Here is a 25495-nt window from a genome sequence, read left to right on the forward strand (position 1 = left end):
GGGGAGGATGGGAGGGGGTGCGGGAGCCATGATCCCGGGTGTGAGAACACCCCTCCCCAACCGTCCCCGTCCAGGGGAGGGTGCCCCATCAAGCGTGAGGTAAGGTCCGAGCCCTAAAGCACGAACTTGCTCAAGTCCGTGTCTCCAGCCAACACACCCACCTTTTCGCGCACAAACGCTGCGTCGATCTCGATCGTCTGTCCTGCCTTGTCCGGCGCATCGAAGGAAATCTCTTCGACCAGCCGTTCCATGACTGTCTGCAGACGACGGGCGCCGATATTCTCGACCGAGGAATTGACCTTCACCGCCGCATCCGCAATCGCCTCGATCGCGTCGGTGGTGAACGTCAGCGTCACGCCTTCGGTGCCGAGCAACGCCACATATTGGCGCACGAGGCTCGCCTCGGTATCGTTGAGGATACGAATGAAATCCTCGCGCGTCAGGGCTTTCAGCTCCACCCGGATCGGCAGACGACCCTGAAGCTCAGGCAAGAGATCGCTGGGCTTCGAGACATGGAAAGCGCCCGAAGCAATGAAGAGGACATGGTCGGTCTTGACCGGCCCATATTTCGTCGCGACCGTCGTGCCTTCAATCAAGGGTAGCAGATCGCGCTGCACGCCTTCACGCGATGGCCCGCCCTGCACGCCGCCTTCGCGCTGCGCCACCTTGTCGATCTCGTCGATGAAGACGATGCCGTGGTTCTCAACGAGCTCGATGGCTTCGGTCTTGAGCTGTTCCTGATCGAGCAGCTTGTCGGCTTCCTCGGCGATCAGCGGCTCATAGGCGTCCTTGACCTTGACCTTACGCTTGACCCCGCGGCCGCCCATAGCCGATTTGAACATGTCGCTGAGATTGATCATGCCGATGCCGCCATTGGGCATGCCCGGCATTTCAAACCCGCCCGTATTGGGGGCCGGCTGCATTTCGATCTCGATTTCCTTGTCGTCGAGCTCGTTGTTGCGGAGCTTCAAGCGGAACGAATCGCGCGTTGAAGGGGTAGCCGACGTGCCGACCAAGGCGTCGAGCACGCGCTCTTCGGCATTATGGTGGGCTTGCGCCTGCACATCCCGCCGCCGCTTGTCGCGGAGAACCGTAATCCCCGCTTCGACGAGATCGCGAATGATCTGCTCGACATCGCGGCCCACATAGCCGACTTCGGTGAACTTGGTGGCCTCCACCTTAACGAACGGCGCTTGCGCAAGCCGCGCCAGACGGCGCGAAATCTCGGTCTTGCCGACGCCGGTCGGCCCGATCATCAGGATATTTTTTGGCGTGACCTCGCGGCGCAATTCGGGCGGCAACTGCTGCCGGCGCCAGCGATTCCTCAGCGCCACGGCCACCGCGCGCTTGGCGTCATGCTGGCCGACAATATTGCGGTCGAGCTCGGAAACGATCTCGCGCGGCGAAAAATTGGTCTCTGTCATTTTGTTACTTTCCACAGTACCTTACTGTTGGGCCGCATCGCGGTCCAGGAAGCGCACCATCAGGTGTTCGTCGAGATATCGACCGTTCACGTAGAGATAGCGGGGCTCGGTGCCATAGACCTCAAAGCCCAGCTTTTTATAAAGCCGGATTGCCGGCTCGTTTTCCGACCAGACGCCTAAATGCACCTGGATGACCTTGCCACGTGCATGCTCGATCAGATGCTCGCAAAGCGCCTTGGATGCGCCCGTGCCGCGAAACTCGGGCCGCACATAGACCTGCAGCATCCAGCCACGGTGCCGATCCTTGGTGCCTTCGTTTTGGAGGAAAGCATTGATCCCGGCGAGCAGACCATCCGGCGTGAAAGCACCGAAAACGGTCAACCCTTCGAGCATCCGCCCGATCTCGGCATGGCTCTTTTCAGCGAAGGCTTCGGCCGAAGACAAAAACGCCTCAGGGTGGTTGGCAAGACCTTCGAGCCTTATCGCCCGATAGGCCGCCACGTCCCCTGCTCCGAGCCGCCGGATAGAAAAACGCACGTCAGGTCTCGATCGTTTCGAGCGTGACATTGCCATTGGTATAGACGCAGATTTCCTCGGCGATCTTCATGGCGCGGCGGGCGATGTCTTCGGCATCAAGCTCGGTCGCCTGATGCAAAGCGAGCGCCGCCGAATGAGCATAATTGCCGCCCGAGCCGATAGCGATGACGCCATGGTCGGGCGTCAGCACATCGCCATTGCCCGTCAGCACCAGCGTGTCAGTCTTGTCGGCCACGATCATCATGGCTTCGAGCTTGCGCAGATAGCGATCGGTCCGCCAGTCCTTGGCGAGCTCGACGGCCGCGCGCATCAACTGATCTGGATATTGCTCGAGCTTGGCTTCGAGCCGCTCGAACAGCGTAAAGGCATCGGCGGTCGATCCGGCAAAGCCGCCGATCACCTTGCCACCGGCGAGGCGCCGCACTTTTTTCGCGCCATGTTTCATCACGGTCTGGCCCATGGAGACCTGGCCATCGCCAGCCACCACGACCTTGTTGCCCTTGCGCACGGAAACGATGGTTGTCCCGTGCCACCCGGGAGAAGTGTTGTCGCTCATTTGGGGAGGTACTCCGAACTGTTGAGTACTATTTAGGAGCGCGCTGCGTGATTGCAATGCGCGGCTACATGCCGCGCGCGACAGACTCCGCGAGAGCAACGGTCGTCTCTTTGGGGAGGCCATAGGTCTCGATGGTCACCGTGTCATCCTTGTTGATGAAGGTAAGCACGTAGAGCTGATCGGGATTGGGCTCTGTCGTCACATCGACCAGATACCCCGCCTGCCAAGGCCCCTCGATGGTGGCCACATTGGCTGCGGTCAGCTCTTCGAATTTGTAGCCTTGGTGCTGCTTGAAATACTCGAGCGGCGTGCCCCCGACGATGTTCTGGCTCACCGCCGTAATCGAATGGACGCGAAGGCCCTCCCCTTCGCCACCGCGCCAGCTGCAAAGCGACACGCCGGTGCCTGCGCCATTTTCTTCGCGCAGTTCCGGCTCCTGGCCCAGGGTCTCCGTCAGCAGGTTCTTGTCGAGCAGCGTGCAGGCGTCGCGCGTCGATTGTGCCTCGGCCGGGAGCGGCGCAAGAACCAAAAGTCCGAGGGCGAAAACGGGGACCAAGCGCATCGACAAATCCTTCAAGCTGAAAACCTCGCGCCAGCCTGCATTGAAATATGGAACTGCCATGGCACGGCAACGCCATCTTTATGCCTTTGCGCCTATCTGCTAATGAGCCGCGACCATCGGAGAGACGCCCATGCGCACCGCCAGCATCGCCCGCAAGACCAACGAGACCGAGATATCAGTCTCGATCAATCTGGATGGCACCGGCACGCATAAAATGGCGACCGGCGTGGGCTTCTTCGATCACATGCTCGACCAGCTCTCGCGCCACTCGCTCATCGACATGGATGTGTCCTGCCAGGGCGACCTGCACATCGATTTCCACCACACGGTGGAAGATGTCGGCATTGCGCTGGGCCAAGCCATCAGCCAAGCCATCGGCGACAAGAAGGGCATCCGCCGCTACGCCTCATGCGACCTGCCCATGGACGGCACGCTGACCCGCGCCGCGCTTGATGTTTCCGGCCGCCCCTTCCTCGTCTTCAAGGCCGAATTCAATCGCGACAAGATCGGCGACATCGACACCGAGCTGTTCCGCGAGTTCTTCCAGGCTTTCGCCATCAATGCGGGCATCACGCTCCACATCGAAAATTTCTACTTCGACAACAACCATCATCTGGCCGAGTCGATGTTCAAGGCGGTGGCGCGCGCCTTGCGCGATGCGCTCGAGATCGACCCCCGTCAGGCCGACCGCGTGCCGAGCACCAAGGGCACGCTTTAAAGCGCCCTTCCGCTTGGCGCGTTTTTGCACTAAGTCAGCCCCAAATACGGATGTCACCCCGGCCTCGAGCCGGGGCCCATCTCGAGATCTCAGGATGGATCCGGGCCCAAGGCCGGGATGACATCGAGTATTCGGAGCCTTCCGTGACCCTTTTCGCCCTCTACCGATCCCCCAACGCAACCGTCCTCCCCGCGGCAGTCGCCGAGCGTTTTTCCTGGTTCGCGGCGCTCCTGCCGCCCGTTCATGCGCTCGTCCATCGGCTCTGGGATCAGCTTGGGCTTTTCGTCATCAGTGCCGGCTTCGTCGTGCTCGCCGGTCGCTTCCTCGGCAGCGAGACCGCGTTCTGGCTCTACCTGCTCTTTGCCATCGCCTTCGGTGTTGCGGCTCCAGGCGCCCGACGTCGCGCGCTTGAGCGCCGCAAATTTAAACAAGCGGGTCATCGCTTCGCCAGCGATGCCGATCTCGCACGTCTGGCCGTTCTGGAGCCTCGCTCATGAGCACTGTCGCGATCATCGATTATGGCGCGGGCAATCTGCGCTCCGCCGCCAATGCCTTCGAGCGCGTCGCTGCTGAACGCGGCGATGGCACCGACATCATCGTCACCGCCGACCCCGATCTCGTGCGTCGCGCTGACCGCATCATGCTCCCCGGCGTCGGCGCCTTCGCCGATTGCAAGGCCGGCCTCGATGCCGTCCCCGGCATGACCGAAGTTTTGGACGAACGCGTGATCCGTGGCACCACGCCCTTCCTCGGCGTCTGCGTCGGCATGCAACTGCTTGCCACCGAAGGCCGCGAGAAGACCATCACCCAGGGCCTCGGCTGGATCCCCGGCGCCGTCGAAAAGATCACCCCGTCCGATCCGGCTTTGAAGATCCCGCATATGGGCTGGAACACCATTTCGGTGCTCAATCCCCACGCCCTTCTCGCCGGCATCCCCGATGGGCTCCACGCCTATTTCGTCCACTCCTACCATTTCCATACGAGTGACCCGACGCACCTCATCGCCACGACCGATTATGGTGGCGCGGTGACGGCTTGCATCGGCCGCGACAATATTTTTGGGACGCAGTTTCACCCGGAGAAAAGCCAGGCGCTGGGACTGAAGCTGATCGAGAATTTTTTGAGCTGGTCGCCGTGAGGCACCCCCACCTAACCTCCCCCTGAAGGGGGAGAGACGCGTTCGAGTTTGAGGCACGATCGTGCCAAAGCCAAAGTCCCTGCCCCTCCCCCCTTCAGGGGGAGGCCGGGTGGGGGTTCTGCCAAAGGGCAAAAGACCATGATCCTCTTCCCCGCCATCGACCTCAAAGACGGCCAGTGCGTGCGCCTGAAACTCGGCGACATGAATCAGGCGACCGTCTTCAACGACGATCCCGCCGCCCAGGCCAAGAGTTTCGAAGACCAGGGCTTTGAATATCTGCACGTCGTCGATCTCAACGGCGCCTTTGCCGGCGAGAGCGTCAATGGCGCGGCGGTGGAGAGCATCCTCAAAGCTGTCAACTTCCCTGTCCAGCTCGGCGGTGGCATTCGCACGCTCGATCATATCGAAGCCTGGCTCGACAAGGGTCTCGCCCGCGTCATTCTCGGCACCGTCGCCGTGCGCGATCCGGAGCTGGTGAAAGAAGCCGCCAAAAAATGGCCCGGCCAGGTCGCCGTCGGCACCGATGCCAAGGGCGGCATGGTGGCGGTGGAAGGTTGGGCGGAAACCTCCGAGCTGTCCATCGTGGAACTCGCCAAGCGCTTCGAAGGCGCTGGTGTCGCCGCCATCATCTATACCGACATCGACCGCGATGGCATTTTGGCTGGCATCAACTGGGATTCTACCCTCGATCTGGCCCGCTCGACCTCCCTCCCCGTCATCGCCTCGGGCGGCCTTGCTTCCATGGACGATATCGAGCGCATGACCCGCCCGGAATACCAAGTTCTTGAAGGCGCCATTTCCGGCCGTGCGCTCTATGATGGACGGATTGATTCACGTGAAGCACTCGCCAAATTGAGGGCCGCATGAGCGAGATCCAGCCGCCCCGCTTTCCGTGGCTGCGCTATATCCTGGTGCTGATCGTCATCCTGTTGATTGCGCTCGGCCCGGTAATCTCGGTCATCATTTCCAGCAGTGTTGCTAGCGCCAATGGCTGCAATCTCAATGAGGGCGGGGTTAATGTCTGCATGGTTGGCGGCACCGATATGGGCGACATGCTTTATACGATGTTCGTCATGGGCTGGTTCGGCCTTCTCACCCTGCCGCTCGGCTTCGGCGCCGTGATCGTCTGGATCGTCATCGTCACCACCCACCGCATCGCCTGGGGGCGACGCCAAAAGGGCATTCAGCCATGAGCCTTAAAACACGGATCATTCCCTGTCTCGACGTGGCCTGCCCGCGCCGCCCGCAGCGCAGCGAGGACGCGCACAAGAAAGGATGCCGCCGGTGAGCCTCAAGACCCGCATCATTCCCTGTCTCGACGTGGCTGGCGGCCGTGTCGTCAAGGGCGTCAATTTCGTTGATCTCATCGATGCCGGCGATCCAGTCGAGGCTGCCATGGCTTATGACGCGGCTGGCGCCGATGAATTGACCTTCCTCGATATCACCGCGAGCCACGAAGGCCGCGACACGATTTTTGACGTCGTCGCCCGCACCGCCGAACACTGCTTCATGCCGGTCACGGTCGGCGGTGGGGTTCGCTCGATCGAAGACATCCGCAAGCTTCTCCTCGCTGGTGCCGATAAGGTCGCGATCAATTCCGCAGCTGTCAGCGACCCCGATTTCATCTCCCGCGCCGCAGACAAATTCGGCAATCAATGCATCGTCGTTTCGGTCGATGCCAAGCAGCGGCTCGATGCGCGCGTCGGCGGCGACAATCGCTCGGAATGGGAAATCTACACCCATGGCGGCCGCAAGCCGACCGGCATCGACGCGGTGGAGTTCGCCGCCAAAATGGTCGATCGTGGCGCAGGCGAATTGCTCGTCACGTCCATGGACCGCGACGGCACCAAGTCAGGGTTTGATCTCAAGCTGACCCGCATGATCGCCGACGCGGTGGAAGTCCCTGTCATCGCTTCGGGCGGTGTCGGCAAATTGCAGGACTTGGTCGACGGCGTCATCGAAGGCCATGCCAGCGCCGTCCTCGCTGCGTCCATCTTCCACTTCGGCACTTTTACGATTCCTGAGGCCAAGCGCTATATGGTCGAACACGGGATTGCCATGAGAATGGATCCCGCTTCGGCCTGATGGCGCCCCAAGCACAATGTCATTCCCGCGAAAGCGGGAATCCCTTCCCATCGGCTGAGATTCCCGCCTGCGCGGGAATGACGCGGTGGAAGCGGAAAGGACCAAAAATATGACCCTTGAAGACCTCGAAGCCCGCATCGCTCTGCGCGCTGCCGCCTCGCCCGAAGAAAGCTACACGGCCAAGCTGATTTCCCGCGGCATCAACAAAACAGCGCAAAAGGTCGGTGAGGAAGCAACCGAAATGGTCATCGCTGCCGTCACCGGCGACAAGGCCGAGCTCGTCAAGGAATCGGCCGATCTGCTCTTCCATATGCTCGTTGTGTTGCGCGCGTCCGGCGTGCCGCTGAGCCAGGTCATGGCCGAGCTCGATGCCCGCACCGCTCAATCCGGCCTTGCCGAAAAAGCCTCCAGAACGGACCAAAGCTGATGGCCCTCGATCCCTATCATCATTTCACCAAGGGCGAGTGGAGCAAGCTGCGCGACGGTGCGCCGATGACGCTCGACCAGGGCGACATCGATCGCCTGCGCGGCCTGACCGATCCCATCTCGCTGACCGAGGCCGAAGAGGTCTATCTGCCGATTTCGCGGCTCCTCTCCTACTACGTCGAAGCCATCCAGGGCCTGCACAATGTCCAATCGCGGTTTCTCCAAACTCCGCATGGCCACAAGGTCCCCTTCATCATCGGCGTCGCCGGCTCGGTTGCCGTCGGCAAATCGACCACCGCGCGTATCCTGAAAGCGCTGCTTTCACGCTGGCCATCGACCCCACGCGTCGATCTCGTCACCACCGACGGATTTTTGTATTCCAATGCGACGCTCACCGAGAAAGGCCTGATGCAGCGCAAGGGTTTTCCCGAAAGCTACGACCGCGCCCGTTTCGTCAAATTTCTGGGCGATATCAAATCGGGCAAGGCCAAGGTGAAGGTGCCGGTCTATTCCCACCTCGTCTATGACGTCGTGGCGGGCGAAGAGATCGTCGTCGATCGCCCCGACATTTTGATCGTCGAAGGCCTCAATATCCTTCAGCCCGGCGAATTGCCGCGCACCGGCCGTCCCATCCTCTTTGCCTCCGACTTCATCGATTTCTCGGTCTATATCGACGCCGATACCGATGAACTCGAAGAATGGTTCATGCAGCGCTTCTTCCGCCTCCGCGAAACCGCCTTCAAGGACCCCACCTCCTTCTTCCGCCGCTTCGCCGAAATGAGCGAAGAAGAAGCCGGCACTTTTGGCCGCCAAGTCTGGCGCACCATCAACCTGCCCAATCTCGTCGACAATGTGCTGCCCACGAGAGGCCGCGCCGACCTGATCCTCAAGAAGGGCAAAGATCATCTGATCGAGAATGTGAGCTTGCGGCGGGTTTAATACGTCCCCGGTTGCGGTTGGCTCAGCACAATCAGATTGCCATCGGGGTCGCGCAGTTTGGCGGTGCTGAAGAAGTGACCGATGGCTTTGGCCACCGGCTTGATCCCGAACATTTCCAATCGCCCGATCTCGTCGGCCAGATCATCGACGATAAGCGTAACAGTGCTCGCCCCCGCCCGGTCGGCATCGGTCGCCACATGCACCCAGCCACCGCCCGGAAGCTTCCATTCGGCGACATCGGCCATGGGCCGGGCATCGGCCTTGCGGCCGAAAAGATACTCGTACCAGACGAGCGATTCCGAGAGGCTTTCGACAGCGATGCTGGCCAGCGCATTTGAAATGGTCATTGCGGGTCCGTTTCTGCTTCGGCCACTAAGTTAGGGTTTTGTGGCAATTGTGTCGATTGGGCTCGACTTGCTCAATTGCGCCAGAGAGTTGGCGGTTGGGCCTGGCACTGATATAGGCGTTCTCGACGAATTCGGGAGACCGGGCATGACAGAGCTCAGAACCGTGGTTGCCGGTGCCGGCGGCCGTATGGGCGGCGCCAATATCAGGGCAGTGGCTGCAAGTGCCGGGCTCAAACTGGTCGGCGCTGTTGATCGCCCTGGCGCAAGTTCCATCGGCAAGGATGCGGGCACCCTCGCCGGCATCGACGCGCTCGGTGTCCAAGTGACCGACGATATTATCGCGCTCCTCGACCAGGCCGACGTCATCATCGACTTTACGGCCCCCGCCGCAACCGTGGCGCTTGCCCAGCTTGCCGCCACCAAGGGCCTGGTTCACCTCATCGGTACCACCGGCTGCTCCGAAGCCGACGATGCCGAAATCGCTGCCGCCGCTGCAGCGGGCGCGCGGATCGTCAAATCCGGAAATTTTTCGCCCGGCATGGTTGCACTCGCCGTGCTCGTCGAAAAGGCCGCGCAGGCCCTGCCCGACTACGACGTCGAAGTTCTGGAAATGCACCACAACCTCAAGGTCGACGCGCCCTCGGGCACCGCGTTGATGCTCGGGGAAGCTGCCGCCAAGGGGCGCAATATTTCACTGAAAGATCATTCCGTGCGCGTGCGCGATGGTCATACCGGTCCGCGCGAGTTCGGCACTATCGGCTTTGCGACCCTGCGCGGTGGCAATGTCATCGGCGACCACATGGTCATCCTTGCCGGCCCTTCCGAGCGCATCGAACTCAATCATCGGGCGCAAGACCGCACCATTTATGCCAATGGCGCCGTCCGCGCCGCCCTTTGGGCCACCCACCAGCCCGCGGGTCTCTACACCATGGCCGACGTCCTCGGCCTCAACGACTAGGGAACAAAAGAATGTCCGGCACACTGATCCTGGTCCGTCACGGCCAGAGCGAATGGAACCTCAAGAACCTTTTTACCGGTTGGCGCAATCCAAACCTCACCGAGCAGGGTGAAGGCGAAGCCCGGGCCACCGGCAAAGCGCTCAAGGCCGCAAACTTTGCGCCTGACCTGTTCTACACCTCGGCCCTCCGCCGCGCCCAGCACACGCTCGATCTCATCCTTGAAGAGATGGGCATCCTCAACGTCACCATCACCCGCAACATCGCGCTCAACGAACGCGACTACGGCGACCTCTCGGGCCTCAACAAGGACGATGCCCGGGTCAAGTGGGGCGAAGAGCAGGTGCTGATCTGGCGCCGGTCCTTCGACGTTCCCCCTCCCGGCGGTGAATCGCTGAAAGACACCGCAGCCCGCACCCTGCCTTATTACGACGCCGAAATCCTGCCCCAGCTCAAGGCCGGCAAAACTGTCCTGATTGCCGCCCACGGCAACTCGCTCCGTGCATTGGTCATGGCCATCGAGGGCTTGACACCTGATGAGATTCTGGCCCGCGAAATCGGTACAGGTGAGCCAACGGTCTACAAGATTGGCCCGGATGGAAAGCTGGTTGAGCGGCTCAAGCTCTAGGGCCACCCCCACCTAGCCTCCCCCTGATAGGGGGAGGAACGCATTGTGCGTGCCCGCGATACTTGTGAGCCACCGGCAGATCCCTCCCCCTACCAGGGGGAGGCTAGGAGGGGGTTCCGAGGATTCACGTGAAACCCCGGTCGCTCAATGCGCCGCCGAAATCACCCCCGCTTCCCAGCCTAAGATCGCCCGCTTCCGCGGTACGCCCCAGTGATATCCCGTCAGCGCGCCTGACGTGCCCACCACGCGGTGGCAGGGCACGACGAAACTGATCGGATTCTTCCCCACCGCCGCGCCCACGGCCCGCGACGCCGTCGGCCGCCCGATATGGTTGGCAACATTGGAATAGGTCACTGCCTGCCCGCAGGGAATTTTGAGCAGCGTCTCCCAGACCTTCACTTCGAAATCGGTCCCAATCAGCACGACGCGCACCGGCTGATCCGGTGACCATCGACCGGGCTCGAAAATTCCTGCGGCCATCTGTGCGATCCGCGCATCGTTCCGCGCAAACCGCGCCCGCGGCCAGCGATTGGCCAGATCGGCGAAGGCGTCTTCAATGCTGGTCTCCGCATCGGCAAAACCAAGCCCCGAAATCCCGTAAGCCGTTGCCGTGATCACCGCGCGCCCGAAGGGTGACGGCGCCACGCCCCAGATCATGTCGATCCCCTCGCCCCCGGCCCGAAACACACCCGGCGGCATCGCTTCATAGGTGACGAAAAGATCGTGTAGCCGAGAGGTCGATGACAGCCCCACCTCATAGGTCGTGTCGAGTACACTCGCCTGGTCGCGCAGCAGCGATTTCGCATGATCAAGCGCCACCGCCTGCGCAAAGCTTTTGGGCGAGAGGCCACACCAGCGCCGGAAGAGATCAGTTAGCTGCCGCTCGGTCAGGCCCAAGGCCCGCGCAAAGCGCGGAAGGTCGGTGGCATCGGGCCCATTCTCGCTGAGATAGCGGATGGCGGCGCGGATGGTGTCATAATCGTCTTGCGGTGCAAGCGCGGTGAGCTGGTTCATGTCCCGGAACCTTCATTCCAATTCCGGAAAACTCTAACCTGCCCCGATCACCGGTTCGACCCGATTTTTACCGCGATCAGCTCTGCCGCGCCTTGCGCAGCGCCCGGCCAAAGGCGCGGGCAAAACTCGATTTGTCCCCGATCGCCAGAAACCCGCCGAGCTCGATGAGATCATTGCCATGGCGCAGATGCATGGCAAGCGTCCGCTCATTATCATCGCGCTTGAGCACCAGTCGGACCTTTTTCGGATCGAGCCGCCGCAGTTTTTTCTCCTGCCGCGGACCCGTCGTCAAAATCTCGACCTGATCGCTCCAGACCGTGATCTGCTCGACCAGCTTTGCCCGCCGCGACAAGCGCCAGGAGAGGGCCGTCAATCCACCGCCCGCGATCGCAAAGCCAGCGATCCCCGGCAGGATAAATTCCGGGACCGCGACGAGAAACGGCAGCCCCAAAAGCCCGGCGACCGCCAACCCGATCCAGCCGCCGGCAGCGCGCAAAGATCTGTCCGGCCGCAAGGTGGCCGAAAAGAGAGGACTGGTCGTGGTGCTGGTTTGCATTGGCATGATGGACTCGCCCTGAAATATTGGCAGAGATTCGGGGGCGAGAGAATGCCAAGTCCAAGAAAAGTGAAAAAACTTAATCGTGTTGCCGCTGAAGCCATTTTTGAGCGGTTCCACGAGATCGAGCCCGAGCCAAAGGGCGAGCTGGATTATATCAACGCCTTCACCCTTCTCGTCGCGGTGGTCCTGTCCGCCCAGGCCACCGACGCCGGCGTCAACAAAGCCACCAAGCGCCTCTTCGAACTCGCCCCTTCACCTTCTGCCATGGTGGCTCTGGGCGTCGAGCAGATCACCGAATTGATCCGCACCATCGGCCTCTATCGCGGCAAGGCCAAGAACGTCTTTGCCCTTTCGCAAATGCTGATTGATCTCCATGGCGGCGAAGTGCCCGACAATCGCGAGGCCCTCGAAGCCCTGCCCGGCGTCGGCCGCAAGACGGCTAATGTGGTGCTGAACATCTATTTCAAGCAGCCGACCATTGCGGTGGATACCCACCTGTTCCGCGTCGGCAATCGCACCGGTCTTGCCCCGGGAAAAACTCCGATGGAGGTCGAACTCGCCCTAACCAAGCAGGTGCCGGAGCGGTTTATGCTCCACGCGCACCATTGGCTGATCCTTCATGGCCGCTATATCTGCAAGGCGCGAAAACCCGAATGCTGGCGCTGCCCGATCCGCGAATGGTGCCTGTTCGAGCCGAAGACGCCGCTGCCGCGCGGCTAGCTGCCATAGCCCCGCGCCATCGCTGCTGCAAAGAGCGGGATTAACAGCAAGACGCCCGCCTGCAGATGCACGAAACGGCGGCTGGTGCTGATCTCATTGGCCGGCACGACGTAGTCTGCAGCGCCGCCGCCCGCCTTGACCCAACGGCGGACGGCGATGGTCGGCTGAATTGTCAGCAGTCCCATGACGAGAAACGCAGCCATCTTGCCCCAGAAGGCGTGATTGGTCAGATAATACATGGGGTCGATCCCGCCGAACCAGACGCGGACAACACCGACGGCGATCACCACCATGGCAAGGGCACCATAGGCGGCATCGAGCTTGGCGAGCTGGCCAAGCCGCTCGCCGCCCAGCCCAGGTCGTAGCAGCGCGAACTCCGCTGCGAAAACAGCGACCAGCGTAAACACGGCCAAATGGTGTGCGCAGGCCAGTATCAGGTTGCAGTCCATTGCTCTGCCCTCGCTCGGGTGTTAACGGTGCTCACATCTATTCTTCTAAAGTGAACAATGTCAACATCTGTGAATGCCCCCTATCATCATGGCAATCTCCGCCAGGCTCTCCTTGAAGCCGCGCTGATCATTCTACAGAAAGAGGGTGAGGCTGGCCTCGGCCTCCGCGATCTGGCGCGTGCCGTCGGCGTGTCTCCTGCCGCCCCCTATCGCCATTTCGATTCGCGCGCTGCCCTTCTCGAAGCGCTCGCTGTGACGGGCTTCCAGCGTTTTGCCGCATCCATGGAGGCGGTCGCCGCAAGTAACCCCGCTGATCCAATGGCGGTCATGGGCCAGACCTATGTCGCTTTCGCGCTCGAAAACCCCAATCTTTTCCGCCTGATGTTCTCGCCACAGCTCAAGAAGGATGGTCGCCCAGGTCTAAAAATGGCGGCCGATGCTGCCTTTGAAACCCTGCGCCACGTTGTCGGCGGTGATGTCGGCACCGGTCGCATCAAGGCGCTCGCCGCCTGGGCCAAGGTCCATGGCCTTGCCATTCTGCTCCTCGATAGTCAGATCGCGCTGCGTGCCGGCGAAGATCGAGAGGCGCTGATCGCCGAGATTATTGGCAGTCTCTAAAGCACTGGCGACGCCAAAGATTGCCCATGACGACCTCATGGGTTAAACCCCGAGCGGTTTTTCCCAAAAGTGTCCGGCCCCCATGACCCAGACCCGCTTCGACGTGCTCACCATCGGCAATGCGATCGTCGATATCATCGCACCGGTCGAGCCCGGCTTCATCGAACGCGAGGGCATGAAAGAGGGGATCATGCACCTGATCGATGCCGATCGGGCCGAGGACCTCTATTCCAAAATGCCGCTGGGCCGGCAGCAGATCTCAGGCGGCTCCGCCGCCAATACCGCCGCTGGTGTCGCCTCGCTCGGCGGCCGCGCTGCCTTTATCGGCAAGGTCGCCGATGATCCGCTTGGCGATGTCTTCGAAACCGATCTCGACGCCATCGGAGTGCACTACAACACCTCGCGCCTCAAGAATGGCGCCCTCACCGCCCGCTGCATGATCTTCGTCTCCGAAGATGGCGAGCGCACCATGAACACCTATCTCGGCGCCTGCCATCAGCTGACCGAAGCCGATATCCGCCCCGACGAAATCGGCGGCGCCGCCATCACCTATATGGAAGGGTTTTTGTGGGACCCGGTGGAAGCCAAAAAAGCCTTCGTGCTCGCCGCCCACTATGCCCACAAGCATGAACGCGCCGCCGCCTTTACGCTTTCCGACCCGTTCTGCGTCGATCGCTACCGCGCCGAATTTTTGGACCTGATACGCTCCAAAACCATCGACTACGTCTTTGCCAATGTGCACGAACTGAAGTCGCTCTACGAAACCGATGATCTCGGCACGGCCGTCCGCGCCATCGCGCAAGATGCCGAATTGGCCGCCATCACCATGGGCGCCGAGGGTGCTATGGCGGTATACAATGGCGAAGTCGTCTCGGTCCCCGCCTTCTCCGTCGATAAAGTAGTCGACGCCACCGGCGCCGGCGACCTTTTTGCGTCGGGCTTTTTGCTGGCAATGGCACGGGGCCAGAACTTGGAGTCGGCGCTCAAAACGGGCTGCCTCGCCGCCTCCGAAGTGATTTCCCACATCGGCGCGAGACCGCAGCTCGACCTACAGGATCTGAGCCGCAAGCATGGTCTTGTCGGCTAGTTAGCCACCGAAGCTCGCCCCAACCACCGGCCTCCCCTCGCCCCTTGTGGGAGAGGGACAGCAATTCTGCGTTCAGCAGAATTGCAGGGTGAGGGGTTCTATCCACACGCTCGAACCCCGCCGCTAGATCGCATACCCCTCATCCCAACCGAAATTCGCAAACCGGAATTTGGTGACCCCTTTAGGGCACCTTCTCCTACAGGGGGAGAAGGGAGATCTGGGACTAGCTGAGCGAACTGCGCATCTGCGCTAGCGCTTCACCCGTTCCAGCCGTCGGCCGAAACTCCAGCCCCACAAACCCATCATACCCCTGCGCTGCCAACCACCCCAGCGGCCGCTTCAAATCCAACTCGCCACTCCCCGGCTGGTTGCGTCCCGGGTGATCCGCCACATGCACATGCGCAATGTGCCTCGCCCGATCCCCAACCACCTCTTCCGGCACTTCGCCCATCACCATGGAATGATAGAGATCATAGGTGATCCCGATCTCAGGCCGATCGACCTTGTCCATGATATCGAGCGCTTCGACCGTGCTAGTCAGATAATAGCCCGGATGATCCACAAGATCATTGAGCGGCTCGAGCCCCAGCCGCACGCCTGACCCCTGCAAAACATCGGCCGAGCGCGCCATGGCCAGCGTCAGATCGTCATGCTGTCGTGCCCGCTCGATCCCCTCGAGCAAGGGCCCCGATTGGCAGATCAGCACCTTCGCCCCAAGCCGCAGCGCCACGTCGCGGCTCTTTTCGAGCCCCGCGAGAAACCGGTCATGGTCCCCTGCCCGTGTCAGCTCCGCAAAAGGTTCGGCGACGATCCCGGCGAGGGTAATGCCGGTCTCACCCAGCACCCTCTCGATCCCGTCGAGATCCTTGTTGGACCACATCCAGAATTCGACCGCCTCGAACCCGGCCGCCTTGGCAAGGCGCACGCGCTCCACGGGGTCCGCACTCTCCGGCGCGAACAGCATTTCGATACAGGCTGAATATTTCGTCATGCGAACCTCGTTCCGCCACCGGCCATCTCGGCCAAAATCGCCTTCGCCGCCGCCACCGGATCTGGCGCCTCGACGATCGGCCGCGCCACAACCAGGTGCGTCGCGCCCACCGCCAGCGCCTCGGCCGGTGTCATCACCCGCTTCTGGTCTCCAAGCGCTGCGCCAGCGGGCCGAATACCCGGCGTCACGATCGCCATTTTTGGTCCCAGAATGGTCCGCACCATTTCCGCCTCATGCGACGACGCCACGATGCCACCGATCCCCGCTTCCTTGGCCTGCTGCGCCCGCAGCGCCACGAGCCCGGCCGCATCGCGCTCGTATCCAGCTTCCTTGACGTCGGCATCGTCCATCGAGGTGAGCACTGTCACCCCCAGCACCATCAAGCCCGATCCCGCGGCGGCCTTCTGCGCCGACCGCATGGTCTTGGGATAAGCATGTACCGTCAGCATCGCCGCGCCGGTTTCCGCGATCGCCCCGACGCCCTTCTCGATCGTATTGTCGATGTCGAGGAGCTTGAGGTCAAAAAACACCTTCTTGCCCGCCGCGATCAGATCCTTGCCCAGCGCAAAGCCATCGGCTCCATAAAAGCACTGATAGCCGATCTTGTAATACTCGACCGTATCGCCCAGCGCGGTGATGATCTCCTCGGCGCGAGCGCGTGACGAAACGTCGAGCCCCACGATCAAATGGCCGGCCATGGCAAAATCCCTTCTGTCGCTGATTTGGGTTGGGGTCGCATATCGAGCAAGATGCCGCAAGGCAGAATTGCCAATCCTATGCCACCATAAGAGCTTGTGGCGCGACTCCTATGCCATCATAAGAGCCGCGATTCCTCTTCTTCGGTTACAAAAAGCATGCAGCAACAGGCCCTCTCCACCCTCGTCGCCTGGATGCGGCTCGATTCCGCCATCGCCGCCTTTCATCTCGAACTGAAACAGCGCCACGGGATCACCGGCCTGCAACTCGCCGTGCTTCACACGCTCGCCGAGCGGCCGCACATGGCCCTCGCCGCCCTCCGCAAGGGGCTCAACATGCACGCAGCCACCCTTGGCCAATCGATCGATGAACTGCGCCGTCTCGATCTCTGCATCGTCCGCACAGACCCGCGCGATCGCCGCGCTCGTCTCGTTGCCATCACGCAAAAGGGGCTCGATCTCGTCGGTGCCGTCCCGCTCGCCGGTCCCAATCGCCTCCGTCAGCTCGAAACAGACCCTGCCCGCCTCGATCGCCTCACCGAAGCACTCAACGACGCCCTCGATCTCTTCGCGCTAAAAGTTTAGCACCACCACGCGTCCGGCAGCGCCTCCATCTCCAACCATTCGCTGAGCAATTCCTGGCTCTCGGCATCGAACAGAAATGCATTGCCGCCGCCGCGATTGGCGTGCCGGCTCTGGTCTTCGCTGCGCGCAATCGCCCGCTTGCCCAAATGGCATTTCAGCAAAGTGCCCACGGCCCCGTGCCCGCAAAAAATCACCGGCGTGTCCGGCGGCACGCTTTTGAGAGCCATCAGCACCGTGCTGACGATCCGTTGCTGCGCATCGACCGCCCGCTCCCAACCATCCGCACTCGTTTCCGGTTCGCCAAAGAACCGGTCCGCCATTTCCTCGAACAGAGCCGGCGGCAGAAAGCCGGTCGAGCTCCTGTCGTTCTCGCCCATCAAGTGATCGGCCAGCACCGGCGTTCCCGCCTGTGCCGCAACGATCTCGGCCAGCTCCAACGCCTTGGTTTCCCGGCTCGAAAAAACAAAAGTGCCCGCCGGGACGATCCGGCGGGCAGCAAAGGCTTCAGCTCTGTCTCGACCCTCCGCCGAAAGCCCCCAAAGGGGCACCGGCACGGCAGCGTCGAGTTTGACCTGCGGATGGGTGAGATAAAGCGCCTTCATCGCGAAAAGCTCGTGAGCTCTGTCACCATCTGCTCGACCTTGCGGATAATCGGCTTTTCCGTCGGGTCGCCATTCTCGTCGAACGCACCCTCTGCCGGCCCGATCCCGAGCAGCGTCGGCACGACGAGCGTCCCGACCTTGGTCAGCGATTCGCGGAGATGGCTCAGCCCCCAGATCGTCCCATATTTGCCCGAGCTTACCCCGCCGATGCCGAAGACGGCATTCCGAAATGGGCTCGGCTTTTGCCGGCTGAGCCAGGTGATTGTGTTGACGATCAGCGGCGAAGCCCCACCATTATATTCGGGGCTTGCGATGAAGACGATGTCATGGCTGCGCCACATCTCGGCAAGCCGCACCGCCGCCTCCGGCACATTTTCCGCTTCGAGATCTTCGTTAAAGATCGGCATGGGAAAATCGGAAAGGTCGATCTCGGTCACCGCCACGCCGGCCTGCGTCAGGGCCCGGCCCATATGCTTTTGCAGCACTCGATTGTAAGAGCCTTGGCGGATCGATCCGGAAAGGGTCAGCGCGGTCTTCATCAAAATTCCTTTGGGGACCATGTCGAAGCCGGAAAGCTTCAATCGTCATCAGGGCAATGGCAGAATTCCTGCCGCGCTAACCTACGTCAAGAGGAGACCCCGCATGCCGTCCATGATCTTCGTCAACGTCCCCGTCGCCGATCTCAAGGCCTCGATGGCCTATTACAAAGCCTTGGGCTTTGATCACAACCCGCAGTTCACCGACGCCGCCGCCGCCTGCATCGTCATCTCGGATTCGATCTACGTGATGGTGCTGACCCACGAGAAGTTCAAGCAATTCTCGTCCAATCCCATCCCCGATGCCAAGACTGAGACCGGCGCGCTTTATGCCCTCTCGCGCGAAAGCCGCGAAGCGGTGGACGCCATCGCCGAAGCCGGCCTCAAGGCCGGCGGCAGCGAATTCCGCCCCGCCCAGGACATGGGCTTCATGTATTCCCGCGCCATTGCCGATATCGATGGCCACGTGTGGGAATATGTCTGGATGGACATGAGCGGCGAACCGCCGGCGGCGTAAGGTTCTAACCCTTCAAACAAAAATCCCCGCTCTCGCGGGGATTTTCATTTTAGGCCTCAAACATTTTCTTCAGCTTATCGAAGAACCCACCCGATTCCGGGCTGGTCTCCCCGGTCTCGAGCGCTGCGAATTCCTCGAGCAGTTCGCGCTGCTTCTTTGAAAGGTTCTGCGGCGTCTCGATATCGAGCTGAACATAGAGATCGCCGACATCCTTGCTTCGCAACACCGGCATGCCCTTGCCCTTGAGGCGTACCCGCTGCCCCGGCTGCGTGCCGGTCGGCACCTTCACCTTGGCGCGCGCATTATCGAGCGTCGGCACCTCGAATTCGCCACCCAGGGCCGCGGTGGTCATCGAAATCGGCACGCGTGCATAAAGGTCCGCGCCATCGCGCTGGAACAGGTCATGCGGCTTGATCGAGATGAAAATATAAAGATCGCCCGGCGGTCCGCCGCGCACCCCGGCCTCGCCCTCATTGGCAAGACGAATGCGCGTGCCGTCTTCGATCCCCTTTGGAATATCGACGGAAAGTTTGCGATGCTCCTGACGGCGGCCCTGGCCACCGCAATCGGTGCAAGGCTGGTCCATCATCTGGCCGCGGCCCTGGCAAACCGGGCAGGTGCGTTCGATCGTAAAGAACCCCTGCGCCGCGCGCACCTTACCGTGGCCGTTACACTGACGGCACGTATGGGTACCCGTACCGGGCTTGGCGCCCGAACCGTCGCAGGTGTCGCAACCAACGAGCGTCGGCACGTCGATTTCGACCGTGCGGCCCTCAAAGCTTTCCTCTAACGCGATTTCAAGATTGTAACGCAGATCCGAGCCGCGCAGCTTTGACGCGCCGCCGCCCCCGCCACGACGGCCACCGCCGCCGCCCATGAAATCCCCAAAGATGTCTTCAAAGATATCCGACATGGACGAGGAAAATTCCGGCCCAAAGCCATGGCCACCGCGTCCGCCGCCCTGTTCGAAGGCCGCGTGGCCAAACCGGTCATAGGCCGCGCGTTTTTGCGCGTCTTTGAGCGTGTCATAGGCTTCGTTGATTTCCTTGAACTTGTTCTCGGCTTCGGCATTTCCCGGATTACGATCCGGGTGAAACTGCATAGCGAGTTTGCGATAGGCGCTTTTCAGGGTGGCTTCGTCACTGCCCTTCTGGCAGCCGAGCACTTCGTAAAAATCGCGTTTTGCCAAAAATCTTCTCCGAAACAGCCGGTCGCGCTCTTGCCGCGCCCCGCTTGGATTCTTCTGTTGGTCCCTAGATGGCAATCGACCCCACAACCCGCAAGGGGTCTGGGGTCGGCAAGGTCTGGAGCCGTGTCAAAAGTGCTTTAGCAAGAGTGAGGTGACGGGGCAACGGCACTGACGGGTTGGGAAGGATTCACGTGAAACTTCGGGCCGCACCAGCGCCCCCTCACCCGTCTCGACTTTCGGTCGATCCACCCTCTCCCCGAGAGGGAGAGGATGGCATCAAGGACACCGGCCAATTCTTCTCCCTCTCGGGGAGAAGGTGGCGCGTAGCGCCGGATGAGGGGGCTATCCCAAAAACAAAAGGGCCCGGTGTTTCCACCGAGCCCCAAATCGAAAACGCCTAGCGTTTACTTCTTGTCGTCGTCCTTCACCTCTTCGAAGTCCGCGTCGACGACATCATCGTCTTCTTCGTCACGGGTGCCGTTCGCCTTGGCTTCAGCTTCAGCCTGCGATGCCTTGTACATGGCTTCGCCAAGCTTCATCGAGGCTTCGGCGAGGGCAGAGGTCTTTTCCTTGATCAGCTCGGCATTGTCGCCATCGAGCACGCCACGAAGGTCGGTGATCGCGGTTTCGATAGCCGACTTATCCTCAGCCGAAACCTTGTCGCCATAGTCCTTGAGCGACTTTTCGGTCGAGTGAACAAGCGATTCGGCCTGGTTCTTGGCTTCCACCGCTTCGCGCTTGCGCTTGTCGGCATCAGCATTGGCTTCGGCGTCCTTGACCATCTTTTCGATGTCGGCGTCCGAAAGACCACCAGACGCCTGGATGCGGATCTGCTGTTCCTTGCCGGTGCCCTTGTCCTTCGCCGAAACGTTGACGAGGCCGTTGGCGTCAATGTCGAAAGTCACTTCGATCTGCGGCACGCCACGCGGTGCGGGCGGAATGCCGGCGAGGTCGAAATTGCCAAGGAGCTTGTTGTCTGCGGCCATTTCGCGTTCGCCCTGGAAGACCCGGATGGTCACGGCCGACTGATTGTCTTCAGCGGTCGAGAAGGTCTGGCTCTTCTTGGTCGGGATCGTGGTGTTGCGATCGATGAGGCGCGTAAAGACGCCACCGAGTGTTTCGATGCCGAGGCTAAGCGGGGTCACGTCGAGCAGCAGCACGTCCTTGACGTCGCCCTGCAACACGCCGCCCTGAATCGCAGCACCAAGCGCCACGACTTCGTCCGGGTTAACACCCTTGTGCGGTTCCTTGCCGAAAAGCTGCTTCACAGCTTCTTGCACCTTGGGCATGCGGCTCATACCGCCCACGAGAACGACTTCGTCGATCTGGCTCGCGGAAATGCCGGCATCCTTCATTGCCTGTTTGCACGGCTCAATGGTGCGCTGGATCAGGTCGTCGACCAGCGATTCAAGCTTGGAGCGCGACAGCTTCAGCGTGAGGTGCTTTGGACCCGAAGCATCTGCCGTGATGAAGGGCAGGTTGATTTCGGTCTGGGTCGAAGACGACAGTTCGATCTTGGCCTTTTCGGCAGCTTCCTTGAGGCGCTGCAGAGCGAGCTTGTCGTTGCGCAGGTCGATGCCCTGCTCTTTCTTGAACTCGTCGGCGAGATAATCGACGAGACGCATGTCAAAGTCTTCGCCACCGAGGAAGGTGTCGCCATTGGTCGACTTCACTTCGAAGACGCCATCGCCGATTTCGAGGATGGAAACGTCGAAGGTACCGCCGCCGAGGTCATAGACCGCGATGGTGCCCGAGTTCTTCTTGTCGAGGCCATAGGCAAGCGCAGCTGCCGTCGGCTCGTTGATGATGCGCAGCACTTCAAGGCCGGCAATCTTGCCTGCATCCTTGGTGGCCTGGCGCTGGGAATCGTTGAAATAGGCAGGAACGGTGATGACGGCCTGCGTGACGGTCTCGCCGAGATAGGCTTCGGCGGTTTCCTTCATCTTCTGCAAGATCATGGCCGAGACCTGGCTCGGCGAGAATTTGTCGCCCGAAGCTTCGACCCATGCGTCGCCATTGTCGGCGGGCACGATCTTGAAGGGAACGAGGCCCTTGTCCTTGGCGACGACCTTATCGTCGTAACGGCGGCCGATCAGGCGCTTGACGGCGAAAAGCGTGCCTTCGGGATTGGTCACAGCCTGGCGCTTGGCCGGCTGGCCAACGAGGCGCTCGCCATCCTTGGAGAAAGCAACCATGGACGGGGTCGTCCGGGCGCCTTCGGCATTTTCGATCACTTTGGGATTGCTGCCGTCCATGACGGCGACGCAGCTATTGGTTGTACCGAGGTCGATACCAATGACTTTTGCCATAACTCTAGCCTCTCTTTACAGCGAACCCTTCGGTGAAGCCCTTCTCGCGAAGCAGCTTCTGCCCCAACAGGGCGGGGTCCCTCGTAGGTTGATTTGGCCCATTTTCAGGGCCTCGGGGCGTATATAGGGGGGTGCGCTTGGGGCTTCAAGCATGGCAAGGCGCAGAAATGGGCTTGCCGTGGATAAAAGGCGCCGCCCCGAATCATTGGGGGCAGCGCTGAAGCGGGACCGAAAAAATCAGTCGGTGATGGTGTAGCTGCCAAGGCTGCAGATATCGACACCGCGGGCTTCCAGTTCGCCGCCTTCGGCGCTTTCGAAGCGAAAGTCGTAAACGCACTGGTCCGACCCGTCATAGATATAGGTCGTTGCCTGCATGCCGGATTCAAGCGTGCCGGTGTCACCGAGCAGGTCCTCGCCCCACTGGTCTTCGTTTGCCGGCGAGGCGTAGAAGAAGTGGATCGACTGCGACGAGTTGTTGATCAGCGTGAATTCGACGTTTTGCGCGGCAGCCGGCAAGGCGCCAGCGAGCGTCAGGGCAACGGCAGCGCCCAGAATTGCGGTTTTCATGAAAAAGCCCTCACACCAGGCGCACGTCGCGCCCGGACGCGCATTATCTGCCACTTTCGAATTTAACCGCCAAGGGGGATTGCTGCGGGATTAGTGGCGATTGGCGCTAGGGTGAATCTTCTTCCGCGCTGCCCCGCCGCCATATAAAACCCGGCCCATGTTCATGCCCGGCACCGTGCTCTTGCACGACAATCTCGATCTCCAAGGCCAAAGTTTTCTCTTTGCCGATCCCAAAGAGGTGCTCGTCGCCTATGACGCGGCCACGGCGCATGCTGCGCTTGCACGCCTGGAAAAGGCCCTTACCGAAGGCCTGTGGGCCGCGGGCTACTTTGCCTACGAGCTGGGGTTCTTGTTCGAAGAGCGCCTCGCAAAACATCTGACGGAGCGCACCGAAACCCCGCTTCTCTGGTTTGGCCTATACGACAGCCCCCAAGATTTTACTGGCCTTCCAAACACAGAGGACGGCTCCGCTGAAAATCTCGCGCCGCACACATCCTTCGCCGACTACGCATCCGCCTTCGACCGCGTAAAAAGCTACATCGCAGCGGGCGACACCTATCAGGTCAACCTCACCTTCAAAGCCGATTTTACGCTAAGGGGCTCTCCCTTCGGCTTCTACCGACGCCTCGCCCAATCCCAAAAAACCGCCTATGGCGCCTATATCCATGCAGGTGATCATCACGTCCTCTCCCGCTCGCCCGAACTTTTCGTCTCTGGCACCGGAGAAACGCTTTCTGCCCGCCCGATGAAGGGCACCATGTCCCGCGCGCCGCTGGCTTCTCAGGACGCGGCGGACCGTGCCGCCCTCGCCAAGGATGAGAAGAACCGCGCCGAAAACCTGATGATCGTCGACCTCCTCCGCAACGATCTCGGCCGCATATCGGAAATCGGCTCGGTGGATGTGACGGACCTCTTCACGGTCGAAACCTATTCCACCCTCCACACCATGACCTCGGGCATCACCGCCAAGCGGCGCCGCGACGTCACCATGCTGGAAATCATAAAAAACCTCTTCCCCTGCGGCTCGATCACCGGCGCCCCAAAATTGCGTGCCATGGAAATCATCCACGAAGTCGAGAGCAGCCCCCGCCGCCTCTACACTGGCTCTATCGGCTACATGGCCCCGAACGGCACCTTCGCCTTCAACGTCGCCATCCGCACGGCCATCATCGACGCCAAAGGCAATGGCACCATCGGCATCGGCGGCGGCATCGTCGCGGACAGCGAAGCGCAATCCGAATACAACGAGGCTCTTTTAAAGTTGCGCTTCCTTAGCGATCCCACTCCGCCGGTTACCCTGATCGAAACCCTCAAATGGTCGCGCGAGGAAGGCTTCGTTCTCCTCGGCCGCCACCTTGCCCGCCTCCTCGCCTCTGCCGCCTACTTTGGCCTCCCCGCAGATGGCGCCGAAGCAACCACGCGCCTCCTGGCCGAAAGCCAAACCTGGTCCGCCCCGATGCGCGTCCGCCTCACCCTTTCGGAAACGGGCATCGAGATAACGGCGGTTCCTCTGCCGCCAAACCCCGAAAAATTCCGCTTTCTCATTGCGGCCGAACCCCTCGATTCGCGCTCTGTCTGGCTCGCCCACAAGACCACCAACCGCGCCTTTTACGACCAGCCGCGGATCAAGGCCCATGACGAACACGGCGTCGACGAAGTCGTCTTCCTCAACGAACGCCGCGAACTCACCGAAGGCTCGATCACCAATCTCTTCATCCAGCGCGGCGAAAAGCTCCTCACCCCCGCCCTCTCCTCCGGCCTCCTCCCCGGCACCCTCCGCGCCGAACTGATCGACACCGCACGCGCCGACGAAGCCATTCTGACCCTTGCCGATTTGCAGTCTGCCGATGCAATCTTCCTCGGCAATTCCGTGCGCGGCCTGATCCCCGCCGAACTTTTTGAACCGGAGCCGTCATGACGATCACCATCACCCCCGAAGACGTCCTCGTCGTCGTCGATGTGCAATATGACTTCCTCCCCGGCGGCAACCTCGCCGTAACCGGCGGCGACGAAATCGTGCCCCTGATCAATGCGCTCGCCAAAAAATTCCAGAACGTCGTCTTCACTCAGGATTGGCACCCGGCCGATCACATTTCCTTTGCCAGCCAACACAACGGCAAGGCGCCCTTCGACACCGTCGATCTCGACTATGGTACGCAAGTCCTCTGGCCCGATCATTGCGTCTGGGTCACCCACGGCGCCGAACTCTCAAGCGATCTCGATATCCCCCATGCCCAGCTGATCATCCGCAAGGGCTACAATCGCGCCATCGATTCCTATTCCGGCTTCCAGGAAGCCGACCGCGAAACCCTCACGGGTCTTGCCGGCTATCTCAACGAACGCGATGTCGGCCGCCTCTTCGTCGTCGGCCTCGCCACCGATTTCTGCGTTGCTTGGACCGCCCTCGATGGGGCAGCGGGTGGTTTTGATGTGACCGTCATAGAGGATGCAACGCGGGCCATCGATTCCAATGGTTCGCTGGAAAAGGCTTGGGAGGATTTGAAAGAGGCCGGCGTCGACCGCATCATGAGCAGAGAAATTTTGGGCTAGCCTCAGCATCCCCCTCACCGACTCGGCTTTGCCGAGCCACCTCTCCCCGAGGGGGAGAGGAATAAGAGGCACCTCGCCTTAGCAGGCACCGGCCCATTCTTCTCCCTCTCGGGGAGAAGGTGGCGCAACGCGCCGGATGAGGGGGATCTCCCCACAAAGCAAAAAGGGCCCGGTGTCACCACCGAGCCCAA

At 61.2% G+C, this 25495-nt stretch carries 32 protein-coding genes; 17 read left to right on the plus strand and 15 right to left on the minus strand.

Features of this window, described 5'->3' with window-relative positions; genetic code table 11:
* Window positions 1–113 precede the first annotated feature (113 nt).
* The 4 genes from hslU to DevBK_RS13695 all read right to left on the minus strand — a co-directional run bounded on the left by hslU (window position 114) and on the right by DevBK_RS13695 (window position 3079).
* Window positions 114–1424 (minus strand): ATP-dependent protease ATPase subunit HslU, encoded by a 1311-nt coding sequence (hslU, locus tag DevBK_RS13680; RefSeq protein ID WP_317185854.1) that lies wholly within the window; start codon window positions 1422–1424, stop codon window positions 114–116.
* A gap of 21 nt (window positions 1425–1445) precedes the next feature.
* Entirely contained in the window at window positions 1446–1961 is a 516-nt protein-coding gene (locus tag DevBK_RS13685; protein WP_162243240.1) for a GNAT family N-acetyltransferase, read from the minus strand.
* A gap of 1 nt (window position 1962) precedes the next feature.
* On the minus strand, window positions 1963–2517 hold the full coding sequence (hslV, locus tag DevBK_RS13690) for an ATP-dependent protease subunit HslV (RefSeq protein WP_061908487.1): 555 nt from the start codon (window positions 2515–2517) through the stop codon (window positions 1963–1965).
* A gap of 64 nt (window positions 2518–2581) precedes the next feature.
* The gene (locus DevBK_RS13695; protein WP_317185855.1) at window positions 2582–3079 is read right to left on the minus strand and encodes a hypothetical protein; all 498 of its coding nucleotides are present in this window, start codon (window positions 3077–3079) and stop codon (window positions 2582–2584) included.
* Window positions 3080–3209: 130 nt separating this feature from the next.
* On the opposite strand from DevBK_RS13695, the gene hisB reads away from it, so the two are divergent.
* The 8 genes from hisB (at window position 3210) to coaA (ending at window position 8385) form a co-directional block, all read left to right on the plus strand.
* Complete coding sequence (gene hisB / locus DevBK_RS13700; RefSeq protein WP_156464046.1) at window positions 3210–3797, plus strand: imidazoleglycerol-phosphate dehydratase HisB; 588 nt, start codon at window positions 3210–3212, stop codon at window positions 3795–3797.
* 143 nt (window positions 3798–3940) lie between these two features.
* Entirely contained in the window at window positions 3941–4294 is a 354-nt protein-coding gene (locus tag DevBK_RS13705) for a DUF2628 domain-containing protein (RefSeq protein WP_317185856.1), read from the plus strand.
* Window positions 4291–4935, plus strand: a complete 645-nt coding sequence (gene hisH, locus DevBK_RS13710; RefSeq protein WP_317185857.1) for an imidazole glycerol phosphate synthase subunit HisH — start codon at window positions 4291–4293, stop codon at window positions 4933–4935. Before DevBK_RS13705 ends, hisH begins: the two co-directional genes overlap by 4 nt.
* Before the next feature lie 138 nt (window positions 4936–5073).
* The gene (gene hisA, locus DevBK_RS13715; protein WP_317185858.1) at window positions 5074–5802 is read left to right on the plus strand and encodes a 1-(5-phosphoribosyl)-5-[(5-phosphoribosylamino)methylideneamino]imidazole-4-carboxamide isomerase; all 729 of its coding nucleotides are present in this window, start codon (window positions 5074–5076) and stop codon (window positions 5800–5802) included.
* On the plus strand, window positions 5799–6128 hold the full coding sequence (locus DevBK_RS13720) for a hypothetical protein (RefSeq protein WP_317185859.1): 330 nt from the start codon (window positions 5799–5801) through the stop codon (window positions 6126–6128). Before hisA ends, DevBK_RS13720 begins: the two co-directional genes overlap by 4 nt.
* Window positions 6129–6219: 91 nt before the next feature.
* Complete coding sequence (gene hisF, locus DevBK_RS13725; protein ID WP_317185860.1) at window positions 6220–7020, plus strand: imidazole glycerol phosphate synthase subunit HisF; 801 nt, start codon at window positions 6220–6222, stop codon at window positions 7018–7020.
* Window positions 7021–7129: 109 nt separating this feature from the next.
* Window positions 7130–7447 (plus strand): phosphoribosyl-ATP diphosphatase, encoded by a 318-nt coding sequence (locus tag DevBK_RS13730; RefSeq protein WP_244484028.1) that lies wholly within the window; start codon window positions 7130–7132, stop codon window positions 7445–7447.
* The gene (gene coaA, locus DevBK_RS13735; RefSeq protein WP_317185861.1) at window positions 7447–8385 is read left to right on the plus strand and encodes a type I pantothenate kinase; all 939 of its coding nucleotides are present in this window, start codon (window positions 7447–7449) and stop codon (window positions 8383–8385) included. The genes DevBK_RS13730 and coaA overlap by 1 nt, the downstream gene beginning before the upstream one ends.
* On the opposite strand, the gene DevBK_RS13740 is transcribed toward coaA, so the two are convergent.
* Entirely contained in the window at window positions 8382–8732 is a 351-nt protein-coding gene (locus DevBK_RS13740; RefSeq protein WP_061908496.1) for a VOC family protein, read from the minus strand. The two genes, coaA and DevBK_RS13740, sit on opposite strands and share 4 nt — an antisense overlap.
* Window positions 8733–8877: 145 nt before the next feature.
* Here DevBK_RS13740 and dapB point away from each other — a divergent pair, with 145 nt between their 5' ends.
* Together dapB and DevBK_RS13750 are read left to right on the plus strand one after the other, a co-directional pair.
* The gene (dapB, locus tag DevBK_RS13745) at window positions 8878–9690 is read left to right on the plus strand and encodes a 4-hydroxy-tetrahydrodipicolinate reductase (protein ID WP_317185862.1); all 813 of its coding nucleotides are present in this window, start codon (window positions 8878–8880) and stop codon (window positions 9688–9690) included.
* An 11-nt stretch (window positions 9691–9701) separates the two neighbouring features.
* Window positions 9702–10316 (plus strand): 2,3-bisphosphoglycerate-dependent phosphoglycerate mutase, encoded by a 615-nt coding sequence (locus tag DevBK_RS13750; protein ID WP_061908498.1) that lies wholly within the window; start codon window positions 9702–9704, stop codon window positions 10314–10316.
* 144 nt (window positions 10317–10460) lie between these two features.
* On the opposite strand, the gene DevBK_RS13755 is transcribed toward DevBK_RS13750, so the two are convergent.
* Entirely contained in the window at window positions 10461–11330 is an 870-nt protein-coding gene (locus DevBK_RS13755; RefSeq protein WP_317185863.1) for a bifunctional helix-turn-helix domain-containing protein/methylated-DNA--[protein]-cysteine S-methyltransferase, read from the minus strand.
* 76 nt (window positions 11331–11406) lie between these two features.
* Window positions 11407–11892 carry a DUF2244 domain-containing protein gene (locus DevBK_RS13760; protein WP_317185864.1) on the minus strand — a complete coding sequence of 162 codons (486 nt, stop codon included), beginning with the start codon at window positions 11890–11892 and terminating at the stop codon, window positions 11407–11409.
* Window positions 11893–11937: 45 nt separating this feature from the next.
* Here DevBK_RS13760 and nth point away from each other — a divergent pair, with 45 nt between their 5' ends.
* Window positions 11938–12609, plus strand: coding sequence for an endonuclease III (gene nth, locus DevBK_RS13765; RefSeq protein WP_061908501.1), 672 nt, complete (start codon window positions 11938–11940; stop codon window positions 12607–12609).
* On the opposite strand, the gene DevBK_RS13770 is transcribed toward nth, so the two are convergent.
* Window positions 12606–13058 (minus strand): DUF2214 family protein, encoded by a 453-nt coding sequence (locus tag DevBK_RS13770; RefSeq protein WP_317185866.1) that lies wholly within the window; start codon window positions 13056–13058, stop codon window positions 12606–12608. The two genes, nth and DevBK_RS13770, sit on opposite strands and share 4 nt — an antisense overlap.
* A 57-nt stretch (window positions 13059–13115) precedes the next feature.
* Between DevBK_RS13770 and DevBK_RS13775 the strand changes: the two genes are divergently transcribed.
* Both DevBK_RS13775 and DevBK_RS13780 read left to right on the plus strand, forming a co-directional pair.
* Window positions 13116–13676 (plus strand): TetR/AcrR family transcriptional regulator, encoded by a 561-nt coding sequence (locus tag DevBK_RS13775; RefSeq protein WP_317185867.1) that lies wholly within the window; start codon window positions 13116–13118, stop codon window positions 13674–13676.
* 82 nt (window positions 13677–13758) lie between these two features.
* A complete protein-coding gene (locus tag DevBK_RS13780) occupies window positions 13759–14763 on the plus strand; it encodes an adenosine kinase (protein ID WP_317185868.1) in 1005 nt (334 codons plus the stop codon).
* A gap of 223 nt (window positions 14764–14986) precedes the next feature.
* Here the strand turns inward: DevBK_RS13780 and DevBK_RS13785 are convergent, their stop codons facing one another.
* The gene (locus DevBK_RS13785; protein WP_317185869.1) at window positions 14987–15754 is read right to left on the minus strand and encodes a TIM barrel protein; all 768 of its coding nucleotides are present in this window, start codon (window positions 15752–15754) and stop codon (window positions 14987–14989) included.
* Window positions 15751–16452 carry an orotidine-5'-phosphate decarboxylase gene (pyrF, locus tag DevBK_RS13790; RefSeq protein WP_317185870.1) on the minus strand — a complete coding sequence of 234 codons (702 nt, stop codon included), beginning with the start codon at window positions 16450–16452 and terminating at the stop codon, window positions 15751–15753. The genes DevBK_RS13785 and pyrF overlap by 4 nt, the downstream gene beginning before the upstream one ends.
* Before the next feature lie 156 nt (window positions 16453–16608).
* On the opposite strand from pyrF, the gene DevBK_RS13795 reads away from it, so the two are divergent.
* Window positions 16609–17034 (plus strand): MarR family winged helix-turn-helix transcriptional regulator, encoded by a 426-nt coding sequence (locus tag DevBK_RS13795; RefSeq protein ID WP_061908507.1) that lies wholly within the window; start codon window positions 16609–16611, stop codon window positions 17032–17034.
* On the opposite strand, the gene DevBK_RS13800 is transcribed toward DevBK_RS13795, so the two are convergent.
* Window positions 17031–17636, minus strand: a complete 606-nt coding sequence (locus tag DevBK_RS13800; RefSeq protein ID WP_061908508.1) for a histidine phosphatase family protein — start codon at window positions 17634–17636, stop codon at window positions 17031–17033. The two genes, DevBK_RS13795 and DevBK_RS13800, sit on opposite strands and share 4 nt — an antisense overlap.
* Complete coding sequence (locus tag DevBK_RS13805; RefSeq protein WP_162243241.1) at window positions 17633–18175, minus strand: NADPH-dependent FMN reductase; 543 nt, start codon at window positions 18173–18175, stop codon at window positions 17633–17635. The genes DevBK_RS13800 and DevBK_RS13805 overlap by 4 nt, the downstream gene beginning before the upstream one ends.
* 103 nt (window positions 18176–18278) lie before the next feature.
* Here DevBK_RS13805 and DevBK_RS13810 point away from each other — a divergent pair, with 103 nt between their 5' ends.
* Entirely contained in the window at window positions 18279–18689 is a 411-nt protein-coding gene (locus DevBK_RS13810; protein WP_317185871.1) for a lactoylglutathione lyase, read from the plus strand.
* 49 nt (window positions 18690–18738) lie between these two features.
* On the opposite strand, the gene dnaJ is transcribed toward DevBK_RS13810, so the two are convergent.
* The 3 genes from dnaJ to DevBK_RS13825 all read right to left on the minus strand — a co-directional run bounded on the left by dnaJ (window position 18739) and on the right by DevBK_RS13825 (window position 22754).
* Window positions 18739–19878 carry a molecular chaperone DnaJ gene (dnaJ, locus tag DevBK_RS13815; protein ID WP_061908511.1) on the minus strand — a complete coding sequence of 380 codons (1140 nt, stop codon included), beginning with the start codon at window positions 19876–19878 and terminating at the stop codon, window positions 18739–18741.
* 404 nt (window positions 19879–20282) lie between these two features.
* The gene (gene dnaK, locus DevBK_RS13820; RefSeq protein WP_061908512.1) at window positions 20283–22187 is read right to left on the minus strand and encodes a molecular chaperone DnaK; all 1905 of its coding nucleotides are present in this window, start codon (window positions 22185–22187) and stop codon (window positions 20283–20285) included.
* Window positions 22188–22424: 237 nt separating this feature from the next.
* Complete coding sequence (locus tag DevBK_RS13825) at window positions 22425–22754, minus strand: hypothetical protein (protein WP_317185872.1); 330 nt, start codon at window positions 22752–22754, stop codon at window positions 22425–22427.
* 163 nt (window positions 22755–22917) lie between these two features.
* On the opposite strand from DevBK_RS13825, the gene pabB reads away from it, so the two are divergent.
* Together pabB and pncA are read left to right on the plus strand one after the other, a co-directional pair.
* Window positions 22918–24672: an aminodeoxychorismate synthase component I gene (pabB, locus tag DevBK_RS13830; protein ID WP_317185873.1), complete on the plus strand. Its 1755-nt coding sequence runs from the start codon at window positions 22918–22920 to the stop codon at window positions 24670–24672.
* A complete protein-coding gene (gene pncA, locus DevBK_RS13835; protein ID WP_317185874.1) occupies window positions 24669–25304 on the plus strand; it encodes a bifunctional nicotinamidase/pyrazinamidase in 636 nt (211 codons plus the stop codon). Before pabB ends, pncA begins: the two co-directional genes overlap by 4 nt.
* Window positions 25305–25495: the final 191 nt, after the last annotated feature.

This window comes from Devosia sp. BK (genome assembly GCF_032907385.1).
Taxonomy (GTDB): Bacteria; Pseudomonadota; Alphaproteobacteria; order Rhizobiales; family Devosiaceae; genus Devosia.